Genomic DNA, 24,443 nt, shown 5'->3' with positions numbered 1-24,443 from the left:
TATGGTGCTGGAGTGGTGAGAATGCCCCGACCCGCCAGACCCCACCCCAGCGTGAAGCCGGGGGCCAAGGTCGACGCGCGTAGCGAGCGTTGGCGTGAGCATCGCAAGAAGGTGCGCGGCGAAATCGTCGAGGCGGCGTTCCGCGCGATCGACCGTCTGGGCCCCGAGCTGAGTGTGCGGGAGATCGCCGAAGAGGCCGGCACCGCCAAGCCGAAGATCTACCGCCACTTCCACGACAAATCGGACCTGTTCCAGGCGATCGGCGAGCGGCTGCGTGACATGCTGTGGGCCGGGATCTTCCCGTCGATCGACTTGGCCAACGACTCTGCGCGCGAGATCGTCCGGCGCAGTGTCGAGGAGTACGTCACGCTGGTCGACAAGCATCCCAACGTGCTGCGCGTGTTCATTTCGGCGCGCTCCGGGGCGACCACCGAGTCGACGGTGCAGACGCTGAACGAGGGCCGTCAGATCACGTTGACCATGGCCGACATGTTCGACAACGAGCTCAAGGATTTCAAGCTCGACCATGCCGCCTTCGAACTGGCCGCACACGCCGCGTTCGGCTCCGCCGCGTCGTCCACCGAGTGGTGGCTGGGCGAACCCGACAGCCCGCGGCGCATGCCGCGTGAGCAGTTCGTCGCCCATCTGACCACGATCATGATGGGCGTCATCGTCGGCACCGCCGAGGCGCTGGGCATCGCAGTCGACCCCGATCAGCCGGTCCACAGCGCCGTGCGAAGCAATCCCGCGGCCAGCTGAGGACCAAAGGCCCGTTGACATCGCCGGGCCCTTCGTCAAGACTCTGCCTTATCCGATACCTTGGGTACCGGGTATTTGCTGGGTACTTCTCGGGTAGCGGGCCCAGCCGTCATAGAAGGACCGATTTACTGTGACCGATGCATTGACACACGCCGAAGCAAGTCCAGTGTCGGGGCGCGAGGCCCCGACGCCGGTGCATACCCGCGCGCTGATCATCGGGACCGGGTTCTCCGGTCTGGGTATGGGCATCAAGCTGCAGCAGCAGGGTGTTGACTTCGTGATTCTGGAGAAAGCCGACGACGTCGGCGGCACCTGGCGCGACAACAGCTACCCAGGCTGCGCCTGCGACATCCCGTCGCACCTGTACTCGTTCTCGTTCGAACCCAAGCCGGACTGGAAGAATCCGTTCTCCTATCAGCCCGAGATCTGGGACTACCTCAAGGCAGTCACCGAGAAATACGGGCTGCGCCGCTACATCGAGTTCAATTCGCTCGTCGACCGCGGCCACTGGGACGACGACGAGCACCGCTGGCATGTGTTCACCACCGATGGGCGCGAATACATCGCTCAATTCCTGATCTCGGGTGCCGGCGCGCTGCACATCCCGTCGATCCCCGAGATCGAGGGCCGCGACGAGTTCCGTGGTCCCGCTTTTCATTCCGCGCAGTGGGATCACAGTGTCGACCTCAACGGTAAACGGGTCGCGATGATCGGAACCGGCGCCAGCGCGATCCAGATCGTGCCCGAGATCGTCGGGCAGGTCGGCGAACTACAGCTCTATCAGCGCACCCCGCCGTGGGTGGTCCCGAGGTCGAACCCGGACCTGCCGGTTGCGCTGCGCCGGGCCATGGAGAATGTTCCCGGGCTGCGGGCGTTGGTGCGGCTGGCCATCTATTGGGGTCAGGAGGCGCTGGCATTCGGTATGACCAAGCGGCCGAACGCGCTCAAATTCATTGAGGCGTACTGCAAATACAACATCCGCCGCTCGGTCAAGGACCGCGAGCTGCGCCGCAAGCTGATCCCGAACTACCGCATCGGCTGCAAGCGAATCCTGAACTCGTCGACGTACTACCGTGCGGTCGCCGATCCGAAGACCAAGCTGATCACCGATGGCATCACCCGGATCACGCCCGACGGGATCGTGACCGCCGACGGCGCCGAGCACAAGGTCGATGTGATCGTGTACGGCACCGGCTTTCACGTCACCGACTCCTATACCTACGTCCAGATCAAGGGACGCCACGGCGAGGACCTGGTCGACCGATGGAACCGCGAGGGCATCGGCGCGCACCGGGGGATCACCGTCTCCGACATGCCCAACCTGTTCTTCCTGCTGGGGCCCAACACCGGGCTGGGGCACAACTCGGTGGTGTTCATGATCGAGTCCCAGATCCGCTATGTCGCCGATGCGATCAAGAAGTGCGACAAATTCGGCGCACAGGCGCTGGCGCCGACCCGTGCGGCGCAGGACAAGTTCAACGACGAGCTGCAGCAACAGCTGAAGGGCTCGGTGTGGAACAGCGGCGGTTGCAGCAGCTGGTACCTCGACGAGCACGGCAAGAACACCGTGTTGTGGGGCGGATACACCTGGCAGTACTGGCGGGCGACCCGCTCGGTCAAGCCCGACGAATATCAGTTCTTCGGAGTTGGTAGCGGCTCACGTGCCAAGCGCGCGGCGGCTATTCAGAATTGAATCCCTATTCACCAATTCGACTTCGTCTGGGACACTGAGAGGCTTATGAGCGCTTATAAAACCGTTGTGGTTGGCACAGATGGTTCGGACTCTTCGTTGCGTGCGGTGGACCGCGCGGGCGCGATCGCTGCCGATCACGGCGCGAAGTTGATCGTTGCGACGGCGCATCTCCCTGTCCCCGAGGAGAAGGGCCGCTACGCCATCCCGCCGGGGAGCGACCACGGTCAGGACTACCGGACGGTGGGCGAGGCCCCCTTCTACGCAATCCTGCGGGAAGCCGCGATCCGGGCTCGCAAAGCCGGGGCTCAGAACGTCGAGGAGAAGTCGATCGTCGGTGCCCCGATCACCGCGCTGGTGAACCTGGCCGAAGAGGCCAAGGCCGACCTTCTGGTCGTCGGCAACGTCGGACTGGCCAGCGTCGCAGGGCGGCTGCTGGGATCGGTGCCATCCGAAGTCTCTCGCAAGTCCAAGACCGACGTCCTGATCGTGCACACCTCCGACTGAAGCATCGTTGAAGCTCGTCTAGACATCGACCGAAGCCGTTGCGGCACTGGGCTGTTCGCTTGAGTCCTTGGCAAAGGACCGCAGGTTCATGCGCACGATCCGGTCCAGCACCCGGTCGGAGACGACGCGACTGATCCGCACCAGGATCGCGGCGTCACGCCCGATCGTGTAGCGAGTCCGCGGGCGAGATGCGGTGGCCGCCTTGGCGATGACGTTCGCCGCGTGCTCGGCCGACACTCCGACCTCGGTAAACGAATGGGCTTGCGCCGTAACGGCCGCCGTGAGGTCGCCGTAGCGTGCGAGTTGGGCAGCGGTCATATTCGCCTTGAGTCCCTCGGCGGTGGCGATTCCCCGTTCGACCATCTCGGTTTTGACCGCACCGGGTTCGACGACGACGACCTTGATGCCGAGCTTGGCGACTTCGCGGCGCAGGGCATCGCTGACCGCCTCGAGTGCGAACTTCGAACCGGCGTAGGCGCCGTACGTCGGCAACACCACCTTGCCGCCGACGGAGCTGATGTTCACGACGGTGCCTGAACTCAGCAGCAGGGCCGGCAAGAGCGCCTGGGTCATCGCGATGTGGCCGAACAGATTCACCTCGAACTGCTTGCGCCACTGGGCGATCGGCAAGGTTTCCACCGGGGCGTTGATCGCGATCCCGGCGTTGTTGATCAGTGCCCGCAGGGGACGACGCAGCGGGTCGCGAGCGATGCGGTCGGCGACCGCGGCCACATCCGATTCCATCGTGATGTCGAGGATGAGCGGCTCAAGTCCCTCAAGCCCCTCGGCCACTAGCGCGTCGGCGTCGGCGTCGCGGCGTACGCCGGCGAGCACGTGAAAACCTCTGCGCGCCAGCTCTTTAGCCGTTGCTTTGCCCATTCCGGTGGACGCGCCGGTCACGACGATCAGTTCCTGACGGTCGGTGCGATGCGAGGAATTCATGACGATCTCCATCCGGCGAGGGAAACTTCAGTTGACGTTGTCAACTGAAGTTAGGCGTTCGAGTTGACATTGTCAACTGGGTCGCTGGCTTATGCTCGGCGGGTGACGACACGAGCCGAGAGTGCCGCGGCGACACGCCGCTCGTTGCTCGAGGCCGCGGGGGTCTTGCTCGACCTCGGCGGAGTCGAAGCCGTCACGCTGCGCGAGGTGGGCGCTCGGGCCGGCGTCTCGCGCTCCGCGGCGTATCGCCACTTCGCCGACAAAGAATCGTTGCTCGCGGTGCTGGCCACCAACGCGTTGAGCGAATTGGGCGACCTGCTAGAGGCTTTGGCCAATAGCGACGACTCACCCGAGGAGTCATTGCGCTCGGGTCTGCTGTCGCTGATCACCCTCGGGCGCACCCGTCCGCACCTGTACCGGCTGATGTTCACCCCGCCGGCCGGGGACCCGACCGAGGCGATGCAGGTGGCCGAACGCGCGCAGGATCTGTTTCTCGACGTCGTGGGTCGCATTACCGGGCCGGCGCAGGCGCGACGCTACGGAGCGCTGCTGTTGACCAGCGCCCACGGCATCACGGGTTTGGACTTGAGCGGCCACATGGATTTGGACAAGTGGCATACCAACGCCGAAGAACTCGTCGACACGCTGATCTCGGTGTTGCCCAAAGCCAGGTAGCTCAGCGGCGCAGCAGTTTGACGAAGGCCTTCGCGGCCGCGTCCACGCCGGCGTCGTCGTCGGTGGCCACCAGATCCAGCAGCAGCCCCCGGGCGACAGCCAGCCCGAGCCGCGCCAGCGCGGGGTCCGCCGTCCCCTGCGCGGTGCCGTCCACCGCGCTCAGCCAGCCGTTGACCGCAGCGGGAATCATTCGGGCGAAAGGCTTTTCGCCCTGTGCGGCGCGGGCGTAGCACTCGAAGAAGAGGCGTTCCAGCCGGCGCAACTCGGGCCGGTGCAGATCGGCCCACATCGCCGCGAAGCCTTCGGCCGGATCCGTCGGCAACTCGGAGAGCAGCCCCATCTGGCGGTGCTCAACCTCCTCGACGACTGCTACCAGTAGATCCTCTCGAGAACCGAAGTGGTGCAGTAACATTCGATGACTGGTGCCGACCGCCTCGGCTACCTCGCGCAGCGAACGATCGCCGATACCGCCGTCGGCGAACTCGTCGATCAATGCGTCGAGCAGCTGCCGGCGGCGGGCAAGATCAGGGGTGCGGACCATTGGCTCGGCTGAGCTGCTCCGATCGGGCCTTGAGTCCTTGGGCTTCCAGTTCGAGAAATCGCTTGGTCTTCTTGACCATCAGCCGTCCGACCAGCGCGCCGAGCGGACCGCTTTGGTCGAGCTGCTGGCGCACCAGGGTGCGACCGCCGCTGGCGGTGACGTGGTGGCGCGCGGTCACCAGCACGCCGGGGGACCGTTGCACCCACGTCCAGGACCTGCCCGGGTCGATCTCGGTGACCCGCCAGACCAGCTTCTGCATGCCGGGTTGCTTGATCGCGAACCGGCGGCCGACCGCGAGGTCGGGTCCGTCGAGGCCGACCAGGGATGTCACCGAGGCGGTCCACTCCGGCCAGTGCTCGACATCGGTGAAGACATCCCATACCAACTGCGGCGCCGCATCGATCGCGATGCTGTCTTCGTTAAACATGTACCAGATGGTACATGTTTCGAAAGGCCTTGACTATGCCTGACCCACGCGCGCGTTGAGGCGTTTGAGCGCGGCCTCGGCGCCGTTCCATCCGGGGATGCCGGTCACCCCGGGGCCGGGGTGGGTGCATTGCCCGCAGAGGTAGAGCCCGTCGACCGGGGTGGCGAACTTGTCGGCTCCCTCGACGACGCGGCCGGTCCACAGCTGGTTGGGCTGCAGTAGGCCGTGTGCGTAGTCGCCGGCGTGCGCACTGAAGGTGCTGCCGAAGTAGCGGTTGGAGAACACGACGCGGTTGGTGACGGAGTCGGCGAAGCCCGGCGCGTACGTGTCAAAGATCTTCACGCAGGTGTCCGCGTATTGCTCTTTCCAGCTTCGGTTTTCGTCGGCGTCCAGCCCGGTAGGGAAGTAGGGTGTGAAAATCGTGGCGCTGTGCTTGCCTTCGGGCGCCAGCGACGAGTCGACCATGCTGGGGATGTACAGATAGGTCGGCGTGGCATCGGGCAGCTCTCCCTTGCGGTATTGCTCCCAGGCGTCGCTGATGTATTCCGGCGACGGCGCGTATGCGACGGTCGGGCACCATTGGCCATTGTCCTGCAGGTAGGGCTGCAGGCGTTCGATCCATTGCGGCGCTTGGTCAATCGTGAGATGAGCCTGGATGTATCCCAGGTTGAAGTTGATCTCCTTGATCTTGCGGATGTAGTCGGGCGGAAAGTTCTGCGCGCCGGCCAGATTCACGAACGTGGTGTAGGGGTCGAGCGACGACAGCACGACATCGGCGGAAATCGTTGTCCCGTCGCGTAGTTGGACACCGGTGGCACGCCCGCCCTCGACCAGGATCTCCTTGACGTGCTGCTTGAGCTGCACTTCGGCGCCTAGCGACTCGGCGCGCCGGCACAATGCGGTGCTCAGCGAGCCGATGCCGCCGCGCGGCATGATGTATTCGACGTTGCCGCCGCCGATCAGGTAGTGATACAGCGTCGACGCATTCGAGCCCGGCGTCCACGGACCGCCGTCGAACGCGTCGATGGACATCGCGGCCAGCGAGCCCTGAATGCAGCGGCCTTGGTCGGGCGTCAGGAAGCGGCGGACCGTGTCCATCGTGCTGCCGTACCACATCTGGGCGAAGTCGTGGCGGTCCTCGGGTGTGGGCTGGGAGGAGATCACCTCGATGATGTCGAGCGGCGGGCCGAACGCCGAGTCGACGAAATACGGTGCGAAGCGCCTGATGTGGGCGAACAGCCCGCCGAGCGCGGTGGCGACGTCGGCGCCGTGATCCTCGAGGAGATGGCGCCCCATCCGTTCGAGGTCGTTATACATCACGAACGGAGTGTCCTCGGGGTCGCCGAAGGTGCACGTCGACGTCCACTGGTCCATCAGCTCGAAGCCCCATTTGGTGAGTTCCAGGCGTTCGGTCATCTCCTGACGCCAGATCAGCACCGCCCAGGCGCCGACGCTGTGCTTGTAGCCGTCGAAGAGTTCGCGGGTCGCGGCCATGCCCCCGAGGAAGTGTGCCCGTTCCAGGACAAGCACTTTGGCGCCGCCTTTGGCCAGCACGTTCGCGGCTACCAACCCGTTGTGACCCGCTCCGATGACGATCGCGTCGTAGTCCGCCATGCTCACTCCTCTGTGAATCGACAGAGGCACAATGTCATATCTGACATATTTGCGTCAATGGCGACATTTAGTGGATGCTGGCAGCGTGGAATCTCGTAGTCAGCGCACCCGTCAGGCGCTCCTGCAGGCGGCAATGAAGCGCTTTGTCGCCGACGGCGTGCACCAAACCAGCGTTTCCGACATCGCCGCCGACGTCGGGGTGACCGAGCGGACGTTCTATCGGCACTTCCCGTCCAAGCACGCGGTGATCTTCGCCGACTACGACATCGGGTTCGAATGGTTCGCCCGCGCGCTGGCTCTGCGCCCACACGGGGAACCCATCACCGCGTCGGTGCGAAAAGCGGTGGACGCCTTCCCTTTTGACTTCGCGATGGTCCGCGAGGCCGCGACCATCCGGTCGCGCGACCTCGACCAGGAGATCATCACCACGCACATCCGGCGGATGCGCGATCAGGTCGCCGACGAGATCGCCCGCTTCATCCACGAACGGTCCCAGCCGACCGCCGACGGGGCGATGATCGCCGATATCGCCGCGCAGAGTTTGGCTACTGCGGTGTTTGCCTCGCTGGAAACCTGGATGAGCAAGGGCGGGGAGGACCCCGACTTAAACCAAGACGAGCTGAGCCGCCTGACCGACATCGCGCTGCGCGCGCTGGAAGACGGGCTCACGCACACTTTGCGCGAGGCCGGACTGGACTAGCCCCCGACTTTGCGCATTGGGATCAGTCCGAGCAGGCGCACAATTGATCTTGGAGGCGACATGAGTGCCCCGACTGGGCCCAACTCGCGACACGCAAAACACAAGTTCTTGTGTTGCCACGGGTTGTCCTACCCCAGGGGTAGTGTCTGGAGCCTGACTGTCCCTCAGCCAAAAACAGCGTGTGAAGTGGGGTTCTGGTGACCGAAAACATGAAGCTGATCGACCGCGCTTCGGCGATCAACTGGAACCGAGTGCAAGACGAGAAGGACGCCGAGGTCTGGGACCGGTTGACCGGAAACTTCTGGCTGCCCGAGAAGGTGCCGGTGTCCAATGACATCCCGTCGTGGGGGACGCTGACCGCCAACGAGAAACAGCTCACGATGCGTGTCTTCACCGGGTTGACGTTGCTGGACACCATCCAGGGCACCGTTGGCGCGGTCAGCCTGATTCCCGATTCGCTGACGCCGCACGAGCAGGCCGTCTACACCAACATCGCGTTCATGGAGTCGGTGCACGCCAAGAGCTACAGCTCGATCTTCTCCACACTGTGCTCGACGGCCGAGATCGACGACGCGTTCCGCTGGTCGGAGGAGAACCCGAACCTGCAGCGCAAGGCGGAGATCGTGATGGAGTACTACCGCGGCGACGAGCCGCTCAAGCGCAAGGTGGCCTCCACGCTGCTGGAAAGCTTCCTCTTCTACTCCGGCTTCTACCTGCCCATGTACTGGTCGAGCCGGGCCAAGCTGACCAACACCGCCGACATGATCCGGCTGATCATCCGCGACGAGGCCGTCCACGGCTACTACATCGGCTACAAGTTCCAGCGCGGTTTGGCGCTCGTCGACGACGACAAGCGCGCCGAACTCAAGGACTACACCTACGAACTGCTCTTCGAGCTCTACGACAACGAGGTGGAGTACACCCAGGACCTCTACGACGAAGTCGGGCTGACCGAGGACGTCAAGAAGTTCTTGCGCTACAACGCAAACAAGGCACTGATGAACCTGGGTTACGAGGCGCTGTTCCCGCGCGACGAGACCGACGTGAACCCGGCGATCCTGTCGGCGCTGTCGCCCAACGCCGACGAGAACCACGACTTCTTCTCGGGTTCCGGCTCGTCGTACGTGATCGGCAAGGCCGTCGTCACCGAAGACGAGGACTGGGACTTCTAAAGCCGGCCGCCACGTCGCGCCACTTAACGCATTGCGACGACTCGCCGGCAGGGCCGCAGCAGCTTAAGTTTCGCGGGCCGATGCAGGCGGCGACGTCTGCGCTACCGCCGCAATGTGCTGGCCCGGTTCGGGCAGGATGAACAGGGTGAGCAGTGATGAGCGCGTGGATGCAGCGGGCTTCCGTCGTGCCTTGGCGCTGATTCAGCACGGTGAGCGCGGCGACGAAGCCGGCATGCGCGTCATCATCGACGACGAGGTCCTCCCCGCTGACCGGCTGCCGCAGTTGATCCGCGCCACCGTGTCGATCTTTTGGCAGCTGGTGGCTCAGCTGTGCGAACCAAACGAAATCGCGGAGATCGGTCAAACGCTCACCTCGGCGTCCACCGCGGATGAGTTCGATCTCGACCACGACAACCGACTGGTGGCCCGGGTCGCGATGGCACAACATGCGGCAGACCTCGGCGCCGAGTACGAGGTATTCGGCGACGCGGCCACCGCGCCGGACGGTTTGGTCCGCCTCGCGCTCACCGCCGCCGGTGTCGTCTCGGCGATGCTGCCCCAATTGCGCACCGATATCGGCCGGCAATTGCTCAACAACTTGGCGATGCAAGCGCTGCGCGAGGAGAACAGCTGATAAGAGCGGCGGTCTCTTAGCTAATGCCGCAGACCCCGAGGCCGCTCATCGTAGTTCGCTGGAGCAGCAAAGAGACAGGATTTGCCCGGATGGCCCGGCGACGGTCGGCGCCGGATGTCTAGCAACAGATGTTGAGGTCGTGAACGGCATGTGAATTGTCGCCATGGTCGTACGCCACGGCGCCGTCCCTACCCCGAGACTGGTGGGGTGTCGGAACATCACTCTCACAAGCACGCGAAATTCCTCAAGTCAGTGATCCGCTGGCTGGACGTTGGCTACCCGCAAGGCGTCCCGGGGCCGGACCAGGTGGCGTTGTTCGCTCTGCTGCGGAGCACCCCGCTGACCCCAGAGCAGCTCGAAGAAGTTGCGCACAACATCGCCGCGAAGGAATCGCAGCCCGGAGCTGACGGCGTCGTTAGCAAGGACGAGATCGCCGAGTTCATCACCAAGACCACCAATCACGACCCGGGCATAGAGAACATTCAGCGGGTGGCCGCCACGCTGGCCGCCGCGGGCTGGCCGCTGGCCGGGATCAGTGTCGGTGCGGTTGCGCCCGGCGACGAGCACGCCGCGGCGGCCGAAGAGATCGCATGCCGCCGCGACGATGTCGCCGAGGGTGTCTCACAAGGTTGAGATGTCGATGACGAAGCGGTAGCGCACGTCGCTGGCGAGGACCCGCTCGTAGGCCTCGTTGACGTAGTCCGCTTCGATGACCTCGATTTCAGGGGTCACATCGTGCTCGGCGCAGAAGTCGAGCATCTCCTGAGTTTCCGCGATGCCGCCGATGTTCGACCCGGACAGGCTGCGGCGGGCCAGTGCCAGCGGGAATGCCCCGATCTCCATCGGGTGTTCGGGGATGCCCAATTCGACGAGCGTGCCGTCGACGTCGAGCAGGCCCACGTAGTCGTCGAGCTTCAGGTTCGCCGAGACCGTGTTCAGGATCAGGTCGAAGCTGCTGCGCAACTTGTTGAAGGTGTCGCGGTCGGAGGTCGCGTAGTAGTTGCTGGCGCCTAGGCGCAGCCCGTCTTCCATCTTCTTCAGCGACTGCGACAGCACGCTCACCTCGGCGCCCATCGCCGAGCCCAGCTTGACCCCCATGTGGCCGAGGCCGCCGAGGCCGATGATCGCCAGCCGGGTGCCCTGCCCGGCCTTCCAATGGCGCAGCGGGGAGAACAGCGTGATGCCCGCGCACAGCAGTGGCGCCGCCTTGTCCAGCGGCAGCGAGTCCGGGATGCGCAGGACGAAGTCCTCGTCGACGACGATGGCCTGGCTGTACCCGCCGTAGGTCGGGGTGCCGTCCTTGTCGGTGGAGTTGTAGGTGAAGGTCGCGCCCCGCTTGCAGTACTGCTCGAGCCCGGCCTTGCAGCTGCTGCACTCGCGGCAGGAATTCACCATGCAGCCGACGCCGACGTGGTCACCGACCTTGTGCTTGGTCACCTCAGTGCCGACGGCGGTCACCACGCCGGCGATCTCGTGGCCCACGACGACCGGGTAGTTCGGCACGCCCCATTCGGATTTGGCGGTGTGAATGTCGGAGTGGCAGATGCCAGCGAACTTGATGTCGATCGCTACGTCGTGCGGGCCAGGATCGCGGCGGGTGATGGTGGTCTTGGTCAGCGGATCCGTTGCCGAAGTAGCGGCATACGCGGAAACAATGCTCATGGCGATCCCTTTTCGATTCGGTTGCGTCCTAGAAAAGCTTAGCTAAGGTAAAGGTCTCGGGCCAATCGGGCCGGTCGCCACCAGCTTATGACGATGTATGCCTACCGAATCGGCGCTAATTGATCGCCGCGTTGACCAGGCGGAGGTCGTCCACGATGCCCCGGGCCGCGATCAGGCCCTCACCGGTCTGCCATACCTCGTCGTTGACGATGTACACGCGGTTGTCGCGATTGGCCGACAGCTTGCGCCACGGTGCGCTGTCCAAAATCGTCGCGGCCCGGTCGGCGGCGGCGCGGTTCGCACACGACATGTAGATGACGTCGGCCTCGGCCGCCGAGAAATCCACGCCCTTCGCCAGGTCGGCGTCGGTCGCGCCGATCTCGATGTAGGGCTTGTCGGTGAACCGCTGGGAAGCCGGTCGGTCCACCCCGACCGCGCTGAGCACACTGGCCGGGAAGTTGTTGGCGCCGTAGATCCGCAGCTTGTCGGTGGTCAGCTGGACGACCGACGCCTGGAAGTGGGCGGCGTCGTGGGAGGCGCCAATCTGGTTGGCCCGCTGGGTGAAAGCGCCGATCAACCCGTCGACGGCGGCGCCGCGACCGGTCGCCCCGCCGACGATGCGAAGGTTGTCCTCCCACGCCGCGCCGGGGGCCGCGGTGAACACCGTCGGGGCGATCGCCGCCAGCTTCGGATAGGTCCTCGGCGTCAGCGCGACCGAGCCCAGGATTAGGTCCGGGTGCAGCGCGGCGATCGCACGCACGTCGGGGTTGCTCCGGCTGCCGACACCGGGAAGGTTGTGGACGGCATCGCCCAGATAGGACGGCTGGCTCGACGAGTCGTCCGGCAGCGCGGCGGCGACCACGCGCGATTGCAGGCCGAGCGCGCACAGGGCGTCGAGCTGATCGCCGGAGAGCACGACGATGCGCTGCGCCTCGGCGGGCACCTGGACCGAGTCCGGAGTGACTCCCGCCGCGTTGTGGGCCTGCCGGGTCGCCGGTCCGGCATCGGCCGGGGCGGCGTCCCGCGCGCACGACTCGTCGGGCTTGCGGTCGTTGCCGAGCACCCCGGCGCCCGCGATCTGCGTGGTGGCGGTGACCATCGACCGGGACGTCGGTCCTTTGGCATCGGACCCGCAACCGCTGCATGCCAAAACCACGGCTGCCGCGATCGCGCCTGCCATGACCGGGGCCGTCGGGCGGTCCTTGACGGGTCCCTTGAAGGGCCTCGGGGTGGGTCGTCTACCGCCGGATTGCACGCGTTCGACGCTAACATCTGGCCAGCTGGGAACCGGTCTGCCGGCGCGGCCAGGAACCAATTACGACAGTTTGTAGGACCAGGCCTGCCGGCGGCGTGATCGGGGGCTAAGATTTGGGAGAACCCCTGTCTGGGATGGATGTTTGGAGGAGCTGTTGACAGCCGAAGCGCCCCCGTTGGGAGAACTCGAGGCCGTACGGCCGTACCCGGCCCGGACCGGTCCCAAAGGGAACCTGATCTACAAACTGATCACGACCACCGATCACAAGCTGATCGGCATCATGTACGTCGTCACCTGCTTCGCGTTCTTCTTGATCGGCGGTCTGCTGGCGCTGCTGATGCGCACGGAGCTGGCCGCGCCGGGTCTGCAATTCTTGTCGAATGAACAGTTCAACCAGCTGTTCACCATGCACGGCACGATCATGCTGCTGTTCTATGCGACCCCGATCGTGTTCGGCTTCGCCAACCTCGTGCTGCCGATACAGATCGGCGCGCCCGACGTGGCTTTCCCACGACTGAACGCCTTCTCGTATTGGCTGTTCCTGTTCGGCGCGACGATCGCGATGGCCGGTTTCATCACGCCGGGCGGTGCCGCCGACTTCGGCTGGACCGCCTACACCCCGCTGACCGACGCGATCCACTCGCCCGGCGCTGGCGGGGATCTGTGGATCATGGGCTTGGCCGTCGCGGGTCTGGGCACCATCCTGGGCGCGGTCAACATGATCACCACCGTGGTCTGCATGCGCGCCCCCGGCATGACGATGTTCCGGATGCCGATCTTCACCTGGAACATCCTGGTGACCTCGATCCTGATTCTGATCGCCTTCCCGCTGCTGACCGCGGCGCTGTTCGGCCTCGCCGCCGACCGTCACCTGGGCGCCCACATCTATGACTCGGCCAACGGCGGAGTTCTGTTGTGGCAGCACCTGTTCTGGTTCTTCGGTCACCCCGAGGTGTACATCATCGCGCTGCCGTTCTTCGGCATCGTCTCGGAAATCTTCCCGGTCTTCTCCCGCAAGCCGATCTTCGGTTACACCACGCTGGTCTACGCGACGCTGTCGATCGCCGCGCTGTCGGTCGCGGTGTGGGCACACCACATGTTCGCCACCGGAGCCGTTCTGCTGCCGTTCTTTTCGTTCATGACGTACCTGATCGCGGTGCCGACCGGGATCAAGTTCTTCAACTGGGTCGGCACGATGTGGAAGGGGCAGTTGACGTTTGAGACGCCGATGCTGTTCTCCATCGGCTTCATGGTCACCTTCCTGCTGGGTGGTCTGACCGGCGTGCTGCTGGCCAGCCCGCCGCTGGACTTCCACGTCACCGACAGCTACTTCGTCGTCGCGCACTTCCACTACGTGCTTTTCGGCACCATCGTGTTCGCCACCTACGCCGGAATCTACTTCTGGTTCCCGAAGATGACCGGGCGGCTGCTCGACGAACGACTGGGCAAGCTGCACTTCTGGTTGACGTTCATCGGTTTCCACACCACGTTCCTGGTGCAGCACTGGCTGGGCGACGAGGGCATGCCGCGCCGCTACGCCGACTATCTGGCCACCGACGGCTTCCAGGGCCTGAACATCGTTTCGACGGTGGGCGCATTCATCCTGGGCGCTTCGATGTTCCCGTTCGTATGGAACGTCTTCAAGAGCTGGCGCTACGGCGAAGTCGTCACGGTCGACGACCCGTGGGGTTACGGCAACTCGCTGGAGTGGGCAACCAGTTGCCCGCCGCCGCGGCACAACTTCACCGAGCTGCCCCGAATCCGTTCGGAGCGGCCGGCTTTCGAGCTGCATTACCCGCACATGGTCGAACGCATGCGCGCGGAGTCGCACGTCGGTCGGGCACATGGCAAAGAGGGCCACGACGTCACCCGGCTCGACGACGTAGACGTCCGCAGCTAATGGCCGTTCGCGGCGGCAATTGCGGGTGAACACACCACCCAAGGTGTCGGTGCTAATCACCGTCACCGGCGTGGATCAACCGGGTGTGACGTCGGCGCTTTTTGACGCGCTCTCCGGGCACGGAATCGAGCTGCTCAACGTCGAGCAGGTCGTTATCCGCGGCCGTCTGACCCTGGGCGTGCTGCTGTGCTGCCCGCCGGATGTCGCCGAAAGCATCGTGCTGGGCGACGACGTCGAGGACGCCATCCACGCGGTCGGCCTCGACGTCACGATCGAGCGCAGCGAGGCCGTGCCGGTCATGCGTGAGCCGTCGACGCACACCATCTTCGTGCTGGGGCGGCCGGTTTCGGCCGGGGCGTTCGGGGCGGTGGCCCGCGAGGTCGCGACGCTCGGCGTCAACATCGACCTGATCCGCGGCGTCTCGGACTACCCGGTGACCGGGCTGGAGCTGCGGGTCTCGGTGCCGCCGGGTGCCGACGGTCCACTGCGCACCGCGCTGAACAAGGTGTCTTCCAACGAGGGCGTCGACGTGGCGGTCGAGGACTACAGCCTGGAGCGGCGGTCCAAACGGCTGATCGTGTTCGACGTCGACTCGACGCTGGTGCAGGGCGAAGTCATCGAGATGCTGGCCGCCAAGGCGGGCGCGGAGGGCAAGGTCGCCGCGATCACCGAGGCCGCGATGCGCGGCGAGCTGGATTTCGCGGAGTCGCTGCGGAAGCGGGTCGCGACCTTGGAGGGGCTGCCCGCCGCGGTGATCGACGAGGTCGCCGATCAGCTGGAGCTGATGCCCGGCGCCCGGACCACGCTGCGGACGCTGCGGCGCCTGGGCTATCACTGCGGCGTGGTCTCCGGCGGGTTCCGGCGCATCATCGAACCGTTGGCCGAGGAGCTGATGCTGGACTTCGTCGCCGCCAACGAGCTCGAGATCGTCGACGGCAAACTCACCGGGCGGGTGGTCGGCCAGATCATCGACCGACCTGGAAAAGCCAAGGCGCTGAGGGACTTTGCGCATCAGGCCGGGGTGCCGATGGCGCAGACCGTCGCGGTCGGCGACGGCGCCAACGACATCGACATGCTGTCCGCGGCCGGGCTGGGGGTGGCGTTCAACGCCAAGCCCGCTTTGCGTGCGGTCGCCGACGCGTCGTTGAGCAGCCCGTACCTGGACACGGTGCTGTTCTTGCTCGGCGTGACCCGCGGCGAGATCGAGGCCGCCGACGCCGTCGACGGTGAAGTGCGCCGCGTCGAGATTCCCCCCGAGTAGGGCGCTCGCGAGGCATGCGGCACGATGGGCGGGTGCCCGAAACCGGCCCCGACACAGACAGCCTCGCGGCCGATCCCGATCTGCTGATCGACTTCAGAAACGTCTCGCTGCGACGCGGCAAGCGCGTCCTGGTCGGGCCGCTGGATTGGGCGGTCGAACTCGACGAACGTTGGGTGATCATCGGTCCCAATGGGGCGGGCAAGACGTCCCTGCTGCGCATCGCCGCGGCGGCTGAGCACCCGTCGTCCGGCATCGCGTTCGTGCTCGGCGAGCGGCTGGGCCGGGTCGACGTATCGGAACTGAGGGCCCGGATCGGGCTCAGCTCGTCGGCTTTAGCGCAGCGGATCCCTACCGATGAAGTCGTGCGCGACTTGGTCATCTCGGCCGGCTACGCGGTGCTGGGCCGCTGGCGGGAGCGCTACGAGGACGTCGACCATCAGCGGGCCGTCGACATGCTAGAGAGTCTGGGCGCCGAGCACCTCGCCGACCGCACCTACGGGACGCTGTCCGAAGGTGAACGCAAACGGGTGCTAATCGCCCGCGCACTGATGACCGACCCCGAGTTGCTGCTGCTCGATGAACCCGCCGCCGGCCTGGACCTGGGCGGTCGAGAGGAATTGGTGTCTCGGCTGACCGATCTGGCCGCCGATCCCGATGCGCCCGCCTTGGTTTTGGTCACCCACCACGTCGAGGAGGTTCCGCCCGGCTTCAGCCACTGCATGCTGCTGTCGGAGGGACGGGTGGTGGCCGCGGGGCTGCTTTCCGATATCCTGATCGCCGAGAATCTTTCGGCGGCCTTCGGTCAGTCGATCGCCCTGGACGTCATCGACGGGCGGTACTTCGCGCGGCGGGTCCGCTCCCGCGCGGCGCACCGCAGGGGGCCGGAATGAACACCACCCCTGAGCCGCTACCGACCCGGCCGGCCGCCACCGTGATGCTGGTCCGCGACGCGCCCGGCGGCTTGAAGATCTTTTTGATGCGCCGGCATTCGAAGATGGAGTTCGCCCCGGGCACGATGGTCTTTCCGGGCGGCGGCGTCGACGACCGCGACCGCAATGCCGACATCGCGTGGGCCGGTCCACCGCCGGAGTGGTGGGCGCAGCGGTTCGGCATCCAAACCGACCTGGCCGAGGCGCTGGTATGCGCAGCGGCGCGGGAGACGTTCGAGGAGTCCGGCGTGCTGTTCGCCGGCCCAGCCGACGATCCGGACAGCATCGTCGGCGACGCGTCGATCTACGCCGACGCCCGCCGCGCGCTGGACGAGCGGACGCTGTCGTTCGCGGACTTCCTGCGCACCGAAAACCTGGTGCTGCGCTCAGACCTGTTGCGGCCGTGGGCCAACTGGGTGGCCCCGGAAGCCGAACGCACCCGCCGCTACGACACCTACTTCTTCGTGGCGGCCCTGCCCGAGGGGCAGCGCGCCGATGGGGAGAACACCGAATCCGATCGGTCCGGGTGGGCGTCGCCGCGCGACGCGATCGACGACTTCGAGGCCGGCCGCAACGTCTTGCTGCCGCCGACCTGGACCCAGCTGGACTCGCTGGCCGGTCGCACCGTCGCCGAGGTGCTGGCCGTCGAACGTCAGATCTCGCCCGTGCAGCCGTTGCTGGAGAAGCGGGGCGACAATTGGGTCTTCGAGTTCTTCGACTCCGACCGTTACCACCAGGCGCGCCAGGCGGGCGGATCGATGGAGTGGCCGCTTTGAGCGAGTTCGTCCACGTCGTCGTTAGCTACGGCTCGCAAGACGCCGGTCTGGCCGTGTTGCTGCTGTCGCGGCCTCCCACCAACGCGATGACCCGCCAGGTCTATCGGGAGATCACCGCCGCGGCCGACGAGTTGGCCCGGCGTGACGACGTGGCGGCGGTAATTCTGTTCGGCGGTCACGAGATCTTCTCCGCCGGCGACGACATGGTCGAGCTGGAGAAGCTGACCGTGGCCGAGGCCGAACTCGCCGACCGAGTGCGCACCGAGGCCGTCGACGCCGTGGCGGCCATCCCGAAGCCGACCGTGGCCGCGGTCACCGGATACGCGTTGGGTGCGGGCCTGACGCTGGCGTTGGCTGCCGACTGGCGGATCAGCGGCGACAACGTGAAGTTCGGGGCGACCGAGATCCTGTCCGGCCGGACTCCCGGTGGCGGCGGCATGGCCCGGTTGACCCGCGTGGTGGGGGAGAGCAAGGCTAAGGAGCTGGTGTTCAGCGGACGCTTCGTCGACGCCGAGGAGGCCTTGGAGCTGGGCCTGATCGACGAGATGGTGGCGCCCGACAACGTGTACGACTGCGCCGCGGTCTGGGCGCGCCGGTTCCTGGGTGGTCCGCAAGACGCACTGGCCGCCGCCAAGGCCGGCATCAACGCGGTGTTCGGAGTCGGGGCTTCTGAGTCCAACGTCTGAGACGCCACGGCTCAACGTCCGGCAGGACGCGCCCTCTTCAGGATTTCGTCGACGTCGGAATAACATTTAGCTGCAAGGTTTCCGGCCGCGATCGTTGTTCAGCAAAGAGGAGCTCGAGCGGATGGATCGCCTGAACAAGGGGATCAGCCGGCGCAATTTGCTTTTCGCGGTCGGAGGCGCCGTCGCACTCACCGAGGTGAACCGGCCGACACAGGCGGCGGCGATTACGACGCAGTCGTCCCTGGCCCCGGTGAGCCCCGGGGAGCGGGCGGACCTGGCCGAGCGGGCGATCATGGAGCGGCACGTGCACACGCTCTGGTGGCAGCCGGGGACGGCCCTGGGCACGCTGCACTGGCCGTCGTCCGTGTTCGACCAATTGTTGTTGGCTCGCTGGTGTTACTGGTGGCAGGCCCACCTGCTGGACTGCGCGGTCGACGCCGCGTACCGCGCGCGCACCCCCGAACGCATCGACCGGATCGTCGCCATCGCGCGCGGCATCCACACCCGCAATCTCACCGGCTGGACCAACGGGTACTGCGACGACATGTCGTGGCTGGTGCTGGCGCTCGAACGCGCCGACAGGCTGCTCGGTGTCCGGTTCGACGCTGCCGTTCCGAAGCTGCGGACCGCCCTGCTCGACGGCTGGAACCCGGCGGTCCGCGCGGTGCCCTGGAAGATCGGCCACGATTACTACAGCACCTCCGGGATCGGTCCGACCGGCATCGCGATGGCGCGCCTGGGCAACCTGTCGCGCGCCGAACAACTCGCCGATTTCCTGCACACCCGGCTGCGCGACGAGGAGAGCGGCCTCATCTTCGACGGCGTGCACGAACCCAGCGGGCGGATGAATCGCTCCCTGCTGACCTACTGTCAGGGCGTGGCCATCGGGCTGGAGACCGAATTGGCCTCGCGCACAAACGAATCGAGCCATCGTGACCGCGCGGCGGCGCTCGTCGCCGCTACTGCCGACAGCCTCGCCCACGCGGGCGTGATCGCCGGGTGCGCCGGGAACGACTCCGGGTTGTTCATGGGCATCCTGGCCAGGTATCTCGCCCAGACCGCGCTGGCCCTGGGCGACCCCATCGCCGCGCAGCTGGTGCACGCCTCGGCGCGGGCGGCCTGGGGCAACCGCGCGGAGGTGGACGGGTTGCCGCTGTTCGGTGCGCATTGGAACCGCCCGGTCACCGCGCCGGCAGGTCTGGAAACCGTTCCCCAGCTCGCGGAGTCGTCGCGGACGTCGCCGCCGAACCCGAGCCGCGATCTCTCGATACAGCTGAGCGCGTGGATGCTGCTGGAGGCGGATCACCAGCTCACCTCCGCCGGGCACTGAGCTTGCGGCACCCTGGGGCGCGTGCTGGCGTGGATCGCGCGGTGACGCACCTGTTGGCAGTGATGGCGGCCGCTTCCTGGCGCGGATTTGAGCGGCCGAAATTTGTCGTAGGTGGCTGCGAGGATGTGGTTATGTCGTCGAGCGCGTCGTGTGCCGTGGTGGTGAGCCCTAAGCAGCGGCTTGAGGTGTTGTTCGATGAGTTGGCGGAGTTGGCTGGTCAGCGTAATGCGGTTGATGGGCGCATTGTGGAGATCGCCGCCGAGATCGATCGTGACGGGTTGTGTGGGATGACGGGGGCGCGGTCGGTGGCGGCGTTGCTGGGCTGGAAGCTGGGTTCTTCCTCGGCCAATGCCCATACGATCGCCACGGTGGCGCGCCGCTGGGAGGAGTTTCCCCGCTGCACGCAGGGCATGAAGGAGGGTCGGCTGTCACTGGATCAGGTCGGCGTGATCGCGGCCCGAGCGAGCGACGGCTCTGATGAGCATTACGCGGCGTTGGCCAGCATTGCCACCGTCAGCCAGTTGCGTACCGCGGTCACGCTGGAACCACACCCCGAACCGGCCCGGCCGCGGCCGCAGGCCTCGATCACCCAGACCTCTGACGAGGAGCTCACGTGCTGGCGGATCAAACTTGCGCACCCGGATGCGGCGACGTTCGACGCGGCACTGGCGTCTCATCGTGATGCGCTGATCGCCGAGTGGAAGCACGACCACGACGAGGGCGATCGTGCATCGGAGGTGGCGGCGCCGGTGCCGGGCACCCTCGAGGCGTTTATGCGCCTGGTCGAGGCGGGGTGGGACGCGGAGGTGGCGCGGCGTCCGCACGGGCAGCACACCACCGTGGTCGTGCACCTCGATGTGGAAAAGCGCGCCGCCGCCCTGCATGTGGGTCCGCTGCTCACCGACGCGCAACGCCACTACCTGACCTGTGATGCCACCGGCGAGGTGTGGTTCGAACGCGACGGCGAGGTCATCGGCGCCGGCCGGACCACGCGGGTGATCAGTCGGCGGCTGCGCCGCGCGCTCGAGCACCGCGACCGCACCTGCGTGGTCCCCGGTTGTGGGGCCACCCGCGGTCTGCACGCCCATCACCTCCAGCATTGGGAAGACGGCGGCCCCACCGAGTTGTCCAATCTGGTCCTGGTTTGTCCCTACCACCATCGAGCACACCACCGCGGCCTCATCACCCTCACCGGACCCGCAAACGATCTCACCATCACCGACGAGGACGGCCAACCACTGAACCCAGGATCACTGGCACGCCCACCCACCCACGCCCCACCCCAAGTCCCACCCTGCCCCGGGCCCACCGGCGAACGCGCCCAATGGTGGTGGTACCAACCCTTCCAACCGATACCACCACCAACAACCAACTAGATAACTCACCAACGCCGGTCATGAAACATGTTGGGGCATAGGAAGATTCCCCCGCGACAGCGGCCGCCATCGGGTCTTGCCGATGGGCCCCGACTCAATGACTTCGTCGAGGATGGTCTTACCTTGCATTTTCGATGGCTCGCCCACGCTCATTGGGCTGCCAATCTGGCCCAAAATTGTTCATCATCTCGTTGATGAGGACGTCCATCACGGCGCGAGTCTGCTCGCTGCTTGGCCCTTGTGTCGCGCGAAGTTCAGCCAGCATCGTCGGATGCAGGCGTGTCAATTCGTCGATGATCACCGCGCGATGCTCCGCTGGGATGGCGTCCAGAACATTGCTCACGGGTGTCTCCATCCGTTCCGGTTCTTAGCCCGGCCGTCCACGGAATGTATTCATTTAGCAACAAGTCAATGATCTTTACCGAGGTAAAGCCTGCGAATAGGTATCGCGCGCGCACTCACGTAATTGCTGGTGCCTGCGGTTCGGCGAAAGTGACAGCGCTCAGAGGTGCACTGGCGGCGGTGATCTTGGCGGCGATTGGTTGGTCGTGGGCGACCAGCTGCGCGGCGCGTTGCTGAATGTCGGCCGCGTACACCTGCGCCTGGGCTTGAGCCGCCACACCGGCTCGCGGCGGCGTCACCGAAAGATCTTCGCCCACAACGTATCCGGCGCTATTGGCTTCCTCGACCGCATCCAGCACGCTGCGCTTGGCGGCATCGAGAGTCTCAGCTCCCCGGCGCGCAATCGCCGAGGATTCGTGCAGGACATCAGCCAGCCCTCGCACCTTGACCAGATCAGCGAACGCTCTTTCCTGTGCCGCCTCGGCGGCGACGCCTTCCCATACCGTTCCACCTGGCGACACCGTCACCCGATGAATAGAGGTGAAAGAGGACTCCCAATGCTCGGCGGTGGCTTTCCAGTCCGTTGCTGCACCTTCTAAATGAGCGATATCCCAGGCTTGGATCTCCGAGAGGGACGGCACTCCCGCACCGCCGACCGCCGCCACGGATTACACCTGCGATATCGAGATAGCGACGGCGGCGGCTTGCTGCGCACCATCGGCATCGGCCATTGCGAACTCGGCGCTCGCTGCGGCCGGCTTGACCGCGCTCGCCTGCGCTCGCTGAGCCAAGGCCGCGATGGCTCCGTCGAGGGCCGCATGGGCAGCACCGCGGCGCCAGACGTCGCCTGAATTGGTAGCCCAACTCGGGGCAGCGGAGTCGCCGCCACCGACTCCGCCGAAATCGTCTCGCAGTGCGCTGCCAGTAGTTGCAGCGCCTCATCACTGACCCCAAGAACGTCAGCCACGTCGATGAGTTTAGGCCGGTAGCGCTGATTAGCACTTCACCTCGTTCGAAGGCCGATCGGCTGGCTATTAGGCTGCCCTGCATGACCGAAGTAACTCCGTCGGCCCATGTCACGGCCGACCAGGTCGAAGCCGCCCGGCACGACACCAAGCTCGCCCAGGTGCTCTACCACGACTGGGAGGCCGAGACCTACGACGAGAAGTGGTCAATCTCCTATGACCAGCGCTGCGTGGATTACGCCCGCGGCCGCTTCGACGCCGCCGTGCCCGACGAGGTCCAGCGTGAGCTGCCGTATGATCGTGCCCTCGAATTAGGTTGTGGCACAGGCTTTTTCCTGCTCAACCTAATCCAGGCCGGCGTCGCGCGGCGCGGCTCGGTCACCGATCTGTCGCCCGGCATGGTCAAGGTCGCCACCCGCAACGGGCAATCGCTGGGTCTGGACATCGACGGCCGGGTCGCCGACGCCGAGGGCATCCCGTACGACGACAACACCTTCGACCTGGTGGTCGGGCATGCCGTACTGCACCACATTCCCGACGTCGAGCTGTCGCTGCGCGAGGTGATCCGGGTGCTCAAGCCCGGCGGCCGCTTCGTGTTCGCCGGCGAGCCGACCAATGTCGGCGAGGTCTACGCCCGCTCGTTGTCCACCCTGACCTGGCGGGTGGCCACCAACGTCACCAAGCTGCCCGGCCTGGGCAGCTGGCGGCGCCCGCAGGTCGAACTCGACGAATCCTCCCGCGTCGCGGCGCTGGAAGCCATCGTCGACCTGCACACCTTCGCGCCCGAGGACCTGGAGCGGATGGCCACCAACGCCGGCGCCGAGCAGGTCGCGACCGCCAGCGAGGAGTTCACCGCCGCGATGTTCGGCTGGCCGGTGCGCACCTTCGAGGCGTCGGTGCCGCCCGGGCGTCTCGGCTGGGGCTGGGCGAAATTCGCCTTCAACGGCTGGAAGACGCTGAGCTGGGTCGACGCCAACATCTGGCGGCACCTGGCGCCGAAGGGTTGGTTCTACAACGTGATGATCACCGGGGTCAAACCCTCCTGAACCAGTCCGCTCCAGGCCTGCGCTTCACCACCGACGACGTCGGTTACCTGCGCTCGGAAGCGGGTGTCGCGGCGCTGGCCGCGGTCGCCGAATTCACGTTGACGGACGCCACCCGGCTCGCCGATATCGCCGCGGTGCGGGCCAGCTTCGGCGACCGGGCGCCGGTGCTGGTGGAAACCACCCTGCTGCGCCGCCGCGCCATCGGCAAGCTGGGTGACGTCTCGCACTGGCTGTTCACCGACGAGGCGCTGCAGCAAGCCACCGCGGCTCCGGTGGCGCTGCATCGGGCCCGAAGGCTGGGCGTGGCCGGGGCGCTCGTTCACGATGCGACCTGTTCGATCGGCACCGAAGTGGCCGCGCTGCGCGACGCGGGGGTCCAAGCGCTGGGCAGCGATATCGACCCGGTGCGGCTGGCGATGGCGGCCCACAACCTGGGCCCGGGCGCCGGTCTGTGCCGCGCCGACGCCCTGCACCCGGTGACTCGTGACGCGGTGGTGATCGTCGACCCGGCGCGCCGCAGCGGCGGTCGACGCCGCTTCAACCCGGCCGACTACCAACCGGGCCTGGGGAGTTGTTCGACTGCTATCGAGGCCGCGAACTCGTCGTAAAGTGCGCTCCCGGAATCGATTTCGACCAACTCGGACGACTCGGCTTCGACGGCGAAATCGAGCTGACGTCGTATCAGGGCTCGGTGCGGGAAGCGTGCCTGTGGTCGGGCCGCCTGGCCGAGCCGGGCGTTCGCCGCCGCGCCAGCATCCTGGAACGCGGCGAACAGCTTACCGACGCCGATCCCGACGACTGTCCGGTGGCCCCGGCCGGGCGATGGATCGTCGACCCGGACGGCGCCGTGGTTCGGGCCGGGCTGGTGCGCCATTACGGCGCGCGGCATGGGCTGTGGCAGCTCGACCCCGACATCGCCTACCTGTCCGGCGACCGGCTGCCGCCGGACGTGCGCGGCTTCGAGGTGCTCGAGCAGCTGGAGTTCGACGAGCGGCGGCTTCGCCACGCCCTGTCGGCGCGCGATTGCGGGGCGCTGGAGATCCTGGTGCGCGGGGTACGAGTCGACCCCGACGCGTTGCGGCGACGGCTGCGGCCGCGCGGTAGCCAGCCGCTGTCGGTGGTCATCGCCCGCATCGGCACCGGGGTCGCCGGGCGTGCGACGGCGTATGCGTGCCGCCCGTCGCGGTAGTGCCCTGTACGCTGTCGGCGGTCACTTTCCGGGGGACCTCGCCTTTTACGTCGACGAGGACAATC

General features: G+C 66.2%; 24 protein-coding genes and 2 pseudogenes. 18 read left to right on the top strand and 8 right to left on the bottom strand.

The window, feature by feature from the left end; translation table 11 throughout:
• The first annotated feature begins 21 nt into the window (after window positions 1–21).
• From G6N54_RS09410 to G6N54_RS09400, 3 genes are all read left to right on the top strand, one after another.
• On the top strand, window positions 22–759 hold the full coding sequence (locus tag G6N54_RS09410) for a TetR/AcrR family transcriptional regulator (RefSeq protein WP_372513298.1): 738 nt from the start codon (window positions 22–24) through the stop codon (window positions 757–759).
• 130 nt (window positions 760–889) lie between these two features.
• On the top strand, window positions 890–2,452 hold the full coding sequence (locus G6N54_RS09405) for a flavin-containing monooxygenase (protein ID WP_163789805.1): 1,563 nt from the start codon (window positions 890–892) through the stop codon (window positions 2,450–2,452).
• Window positions 2,453–2,497: 45 nt separating this feature from the next.
• A complete protein-coding gene (locus G6N54_RS09400) occupies window positions 2,498–2,956 on the top strand; it encodes a universal stress protein (RefSeq protein WP_163789804.1) in 459 nt (152 codons plus the stop codon).
• An 18-nt stretch (window positions 2,957–2,974) separates the two neighbouring features.
• Here the strand turns inward: G6N54_RS09400 and G6N54_RS09395 are convergent, their stop codons facing one another.
• Window positions 2,975–3,898, bottom strand: a complete 924-nt coding sequence (locus G6N54_RS09395; RefSeq protein WP_163789803.1) for an SDR family NAD(P)-dependent oxidoreductase — start codon at window positions 3,896–3,898, stop codon at window positions 2,975–2,977.
• Between the two features lie 102 nt (window positions 3,899–4,000).
• Here G6N54_RS09395 and G6N54_RS09390 point away from each other — a divergent pair, with 102 nt between their 5' ends.
• Entirely contained in the window at window positions 4,001–4,573 is a 573-nt protein-coding gene (locus G6N54_RS09390; RefSeq protein ID WP_163789802.1) for a TetR/AcrR family transcriptional regulator, read from the top strand.
• Window position 4,574: 1 nt separating this feature from the next.
• On the opposite strand, the gene G6N54_RS09385 is transcribed toward G6N54_RS09390, so the two are convergent.
• Genes G6N54_RS09385 through G6N54_RS09375 form a run of 3 tightly spaced genes read right to left on the bottom strand, consistent with a single transcriptional unit; the run spans window position 4,575 to window position 7,155 of the window.
• The gene (locus G6N54_RS09385) at window positions 4,575–5,114 is read right to left on the bottom strand and encodes a TetR/AcrR family transcriptional regulator (protein ID WP_163789801.1); all 540 of its coding nucleotides are present in this window, start codon (window positions 5,112–5,114) and stop codon (window positions 4,575–4,577) included.
• Window positions 5,098–5,541 carry an SRPBCC family protein gene (locus G6N54_RS09380; RefSeq protein ID WP_163789800.1) on the bottom strand — a complete coding sequence of 148 codons (444 nt, stop codon included), beginning with the start codon at window positions 5,539–5,541 and terminating at the stop codon, window positions 5,098–5,100. Before G6N54_RS09380 ends, G6N54_RS09385 begins: the two co-directional genes overlap by 17 nt.
• 33 nt (window positions 5,542–5,574) lie before the next feature.
• Window positions 5,575–7,155, bottom strand: a complete 1,581-nt coding sequence (locus G6N54_RS09375) for a phytoene desaturase family protein (protein WP_163789799.1) — start codon at window positions 7,153–7,155, stop codon at window positions 5,575–5,577.
• Between the two features lie 85 nt (window positions 7,156–7,240).
• On the opposite strand from G6N54_RS09375, the gene G6N54_RS09370 reads away from it, so the two are divergent.
• The 4 genes from G6N54_RS09370 (at window position 7,241) to G6N54_RS09355 (ending at window position 10,294) form a co-directional block, all read left to right on the top strand.
• Window positions 7,241–7,855 (top strand): TetR/AcrR family transcriptional regulator, encoded by a 615-nt coding sequence (locus G6N54_RS09370; RefSeq protein WP_232073528.1) that lies wholly within the window; start codon window positions 7,241–7,243, stop codon window positions 7,853–7,855.
• A 197-nt stretch (window positions 7,856–8,052) separates the two neighbouring features.
• Window positions 8,053–9,027 (top strand): class 1b ribonucleoside-diphosphate reductase subunit beta, encoded by a 975-nt coding sequence (gene nrdF / locus G6N54_RS09365; protein WP_179969189.1) that lies wholly within the window; start codon window positions 8,053–8,055, stop codon window positions 9,025–9,027.
• 145 nt (window positions 9,028–9,172) lie between these two features.
• Window positions 9,173–9,661 (top strand): hypothetical protein, encoded by a 489-nt coding sequence (locus G6N54_RS09360; RefSeq protein WP_163789797.1) that lies wholly within the window; start codon window positions 9,173–9,175, stop codon window positions 9,659–9,661.
• 207 nt (window positions 9,662–9,868) lie between these two features.
• A complete protein-coding gene (locus G6N54_RS09355) occupies window positions 9,869–10,294 on the top strand; it encodes a DUF3349 domain-containing protein (RefSeq protein WP_232073527.1) in 426 nt (141 codons plus the stop codon).
• Here the strand turns inward: G6N54_RS09355 and G6N54_RS09350 are convergent.
• The gene (locus tag G6N54_RS09350; RefSeq protein ID WP_163789796.1) at window positions 10,283–11,323 is read right to left on the bottom strand and encodes an NAD(P)-dependent alcohol dehydrogenase; all 1,041 of its coding nucleotides are present in this window, start codon (window positions 11,321–11,323) and stop codon (window positions 10,283–10,285) included. The two genes, G6N54_RS09355 and G6N54_RS09350, sit on opposite strands and share 12 nt — an antisense overlap.
• Before the next feature lie 115 nt (window positions 11,324–11,438).
• Window positions 11,439–12,503 carry an iron-siderophore ABC transporter substrate-binding protein gene (locus tag G6N54_RS09345; RefSeq protein WP_163789795.1) on the bottom strand — a complete coding sequence of 355 codons (1,065 nt, stop codon included), beginning with the start codon at window positions 12,501–12,503 and terminating at the stop codon, window positions 11,439–11,441.
• Between the two features lie 229 nt (window positions 12,504–12,732).
• On the opposite strand from G6N54_RS09345, the gene ctaD reads away from it, so the two are divergent.
• The 7 genes and pseudogenes from ctaD (at window position 12,733) to G6N54_RS09310 (ending at window position 20,836) form a co-directional block, all read left to right on the top strand.
• Window positions 12,733–14,478 (top strand): aa3-type cytochrome oxidase subunit I, encoded by a 1,746-nt coding sequence (ctaD, locus tag G6N54_RS09340; RefSeq protein ID WP_163789794.1) that lies wholly within the window; start codon window positions 12,733–12,735, stop codon window positions 14,476–14,478.
• Window positions 14,479–14,503: 25 nt separating this feature from the next.
• A complete protein-coding gene (serB, locus tag G6N54_RS09335; RefSeq protein WP_163789793.1) occupies window positions 14,504–15,739 on the top strand; it encodes a phosphoserine phosphatase SerB in 1,236 nt (411 codons plus the stop codon).
• Window positions 15,740–15,753: 14 nt separating this feature from the next.
• Window positions 15,754–16,629 carry an ABC transporter ATP-binding protein gene (locus tag G6N54_RS09330; RefSeq protein ID WP_163789792.1) on the top strand — a complete coding sequence of 292 codons (876 nt, stop codon included), beginning with the start codon at window positions 15,754–15,756 and terminating at the stop codon, window positions 16,627–16,629.
• Window positions 16,626–17,444, top strand: coding sequence for an NUDIX hydrolase (locus G6N54_RS09325; RefSeq protein WP_163789791.1), 819 nt, complete (start codon window positions 16,626–16,628; stop codon window positions 17,442–17,444). Before G6N54_RS09330 ends, G6N54_RS09325 begins: the two co-directional genes overlap by 4 nt.
• Window positions 17,441–18,118, top strand: a pseudogene (locus tag G6N54_RS09320) (enoyl-CoA hydratase); the annotation flags it as partial. The gene G6N54_RS09325 and the pseudogene G6N54_RS09320, both read left to right, overlap by 4 nt.
• A gap of 133 nt (window positions 18,119–18,251) precedes the next feature.
• Window positions 18,252–19,460 carry a glycoside hydrolase family 76 protein gene (locus G6N54_RS09315; protein ID WP_163789790.1) on the top strand — a complete coding sequence of 403 codons (1,209 nt, stop codon included), beginning with the start codon at window positions 18,252–18,254 and terminating at the stop codon, window positions 19,458–19,460.
• 131 nt (window positions 19,461–19,591) lie between these two features.
• Entirely contained in the window at window positions 19,592–20,836 is a 1,245-nt protein-coding gene (locus G6N54_RS09310; RefSeq protein ID WP_163789789.1) for an HNH endonuclease signature motif containing protein, read from the top strand.
• A 118-nt stretch (window positions 20,837–20,954) separates the two neighbouring features.
• On the opposite strand, the gene G6N54_RS09305 is transcribed toward G6N54_RS09310, so the two are convergent.
• Together G6N54_RS09305 and G6N54_RS09300 are read right to left on the bottom strand one after the other, a co-directional pair.
• Complete coding sequence (locus G6N54_RS09305; protein ID WP_163789788.1) at window positions 20,955–21,179, bottom strand: hypothetical protein; 225 nt, start codon at window positions 21,177–21,179, stop codon at window positions 20,955–20,957.
• A gap of 115 nt (window positions 21,180–21,294) precedes the next feature.
• Window positions 21,295–21,705, bottom strand: coding sequence for a hypothetical protein (locus G6N54_RS09300; RefSeq protein WP_163789787.1), 411 nt, complete (start codon window positions 21,703–21,705; stop codon window positions 21,295–21,297).
• 72 nt (window positions 21,706–21,777) lie between these two features.
• Here G6N54_RS09300 and G6N54_RS09295 point away from each other — a divergent pair, with 72 nt between their 5' ends.
• The 3 genes and pseudogenes from G6N54_RS09295 to G6N54_RS09285 all read left to right on the top strand — a co-directional run bounded on the left by G6N54_RS09295 (window position 21,778) and on the right by G6N54_RS09285 (window position 24,378).
• A complete protein-coding gene (locus tag G6N54_RS09295; protein WP_163789786.1) occupies window positions 21,778–22,029 on the top strand; it encodes a hypothetical protein in 252 nt (83 codons plus the stop codon).
• A gap of 197 nt (window positions 22,030–22,226) precedes the next feature.
• The gene (locus G6N54_RS09290; RefSeq protein ID WP_163789785.1) at window positions 22,227–23,189 is read left to right on the top strand and encodes a class I SAM-dependent methyltransferase; all 963 of its coding nucleotides are present in this window, start codon (window positions 22,227–22,229) and stop codon (window positions 23,187–23,189) included.
• 17 nt (window positions 23,190–23,206) lie between these two features.
• Window positions 23,207–24,378, top strand: a pseudogene (locus G6N54_RS09285) (THUMP-like domain-containing protein).
• Window positions 24,379–24,443: the final 65 nt, after the last annotated feature.

This window comes from Mycobacterium stomatepiae (genome assembly GCF_010731715.1).
Lineage (GTDB): Bacteria > Actinomycetota > Actinomycetes > Mycobacteriales > Mycobacteriaceae > Mycobacterium > Mycobacterium stomatepiae.
The sequence above is the reverse complement of the archived record's forward strand: the minus strand, read 5'-3'. Positions and strand labels throughout refer to the sequence as shown.

Excerpts from the sequence above, each read along its gene's own strand:
- G6N54_RS09410 (WP_372513298.1), top strand. The coding sequence starts at position 22 with ATGCCCCGACCCGCCAGACCCCACCCCAGCGTGAAGCCGGGGGCCAAG.
- G6N54_RS09400 (WP_163789804.1), top strand. The coding sequence starts at position 2,498 with ATGAGCGCTTATAAAACCGTTGTGGTTGGCACAGATGGTTCGGACTCT.
- G6N54_RS09395 (WP_163789803.1), bottom strand. The coding sequence starts at position 3,898 with ATGAATTCCTCGCATCGCACCGACCGTCAGGAACTGATCGTCGTGACC.
- G6N54_RS09385 (WP_163789801.1), bottom strand. The coding sequence starts at position 5,114 with ATGGTCCGCACCCCTGATCTTGCCCGCCGCCGGCAGCTGCTCGACGCA.
- G6N54_RS09380 (WP_163789800.1), bottom strand. The coding sequence starts at position 5,541 with ATGTTTAACGAAGACAGCATCGCGATCGATGCGGCGCCGCAGTTGGTA.
- G6N54_RS09375 (WP_163789799.1), bottom strand. The coding sequence starts at position 7,155 with ATGGCGGACTACGACGCGATCGTCATCGGAGCGGGTCACAACGGGTTG.
- G6N54_RS09350 (WP_163789796.1), bottom strand. The coding sequence starts at position 11,323 with ATGAGCATTGTTTCCGCGTATGCCGCTACTTCGGCAACGGATCCGCTG.
- G6N54_RS09345 (WP_163789795.1), bottom strand. The coding sequence starts at position 12,503 with ATGGCAGGCGCGATCGCGGCAGCCGTGGTTTTGGCATGCAGCGGTTGC.
- G6N54_RS09330 (WP_163789792.1), top strand. The coding sequence starts at position 15,754 with ATGCGGCACGATGGGCGGGTGCCCGAAACCGGCCCCGACACAGACAGC.
- G6N54_RS09325 (WP_163789791.1), top strand. The coding sequence starts at position 16,626 with ATGAACACCACCCCTGAGCCGCTACCGACCCGGCCGGCCGCCACCGTG.
- G6N54_RS09315 (WP_163789790.1), top strand. The coding sequence starts at position 18,252 with ATGGATCGCCTGAACAAGGGGATCAGCCGGCGCAATTTGCTTTTCGCG.
- G6N54_RS09310 (WP_163789789.1), top strand. The coding sequence starts at position 19,592 with ATGTCGTCGAGCGCGTCGTGTGCCGTGGTGGTGAGCCCTAAGCAGCGG.
- G6N54_RS09295 (WP_163789786.1), top strand. The coding sequence starts at position 21,778 with ATGAGCGATATCCCAGGCTTGGATCTCCGAGAGGGACGGCACTCCCGC.
- G6N54_RS09290 (WP_163789785.1), top strand. The coding sequence starts at position 22,227 with ATGACCGAAGTAACTCCGTCGGCCCATGTCACGGCCGACCAGGTCGAA.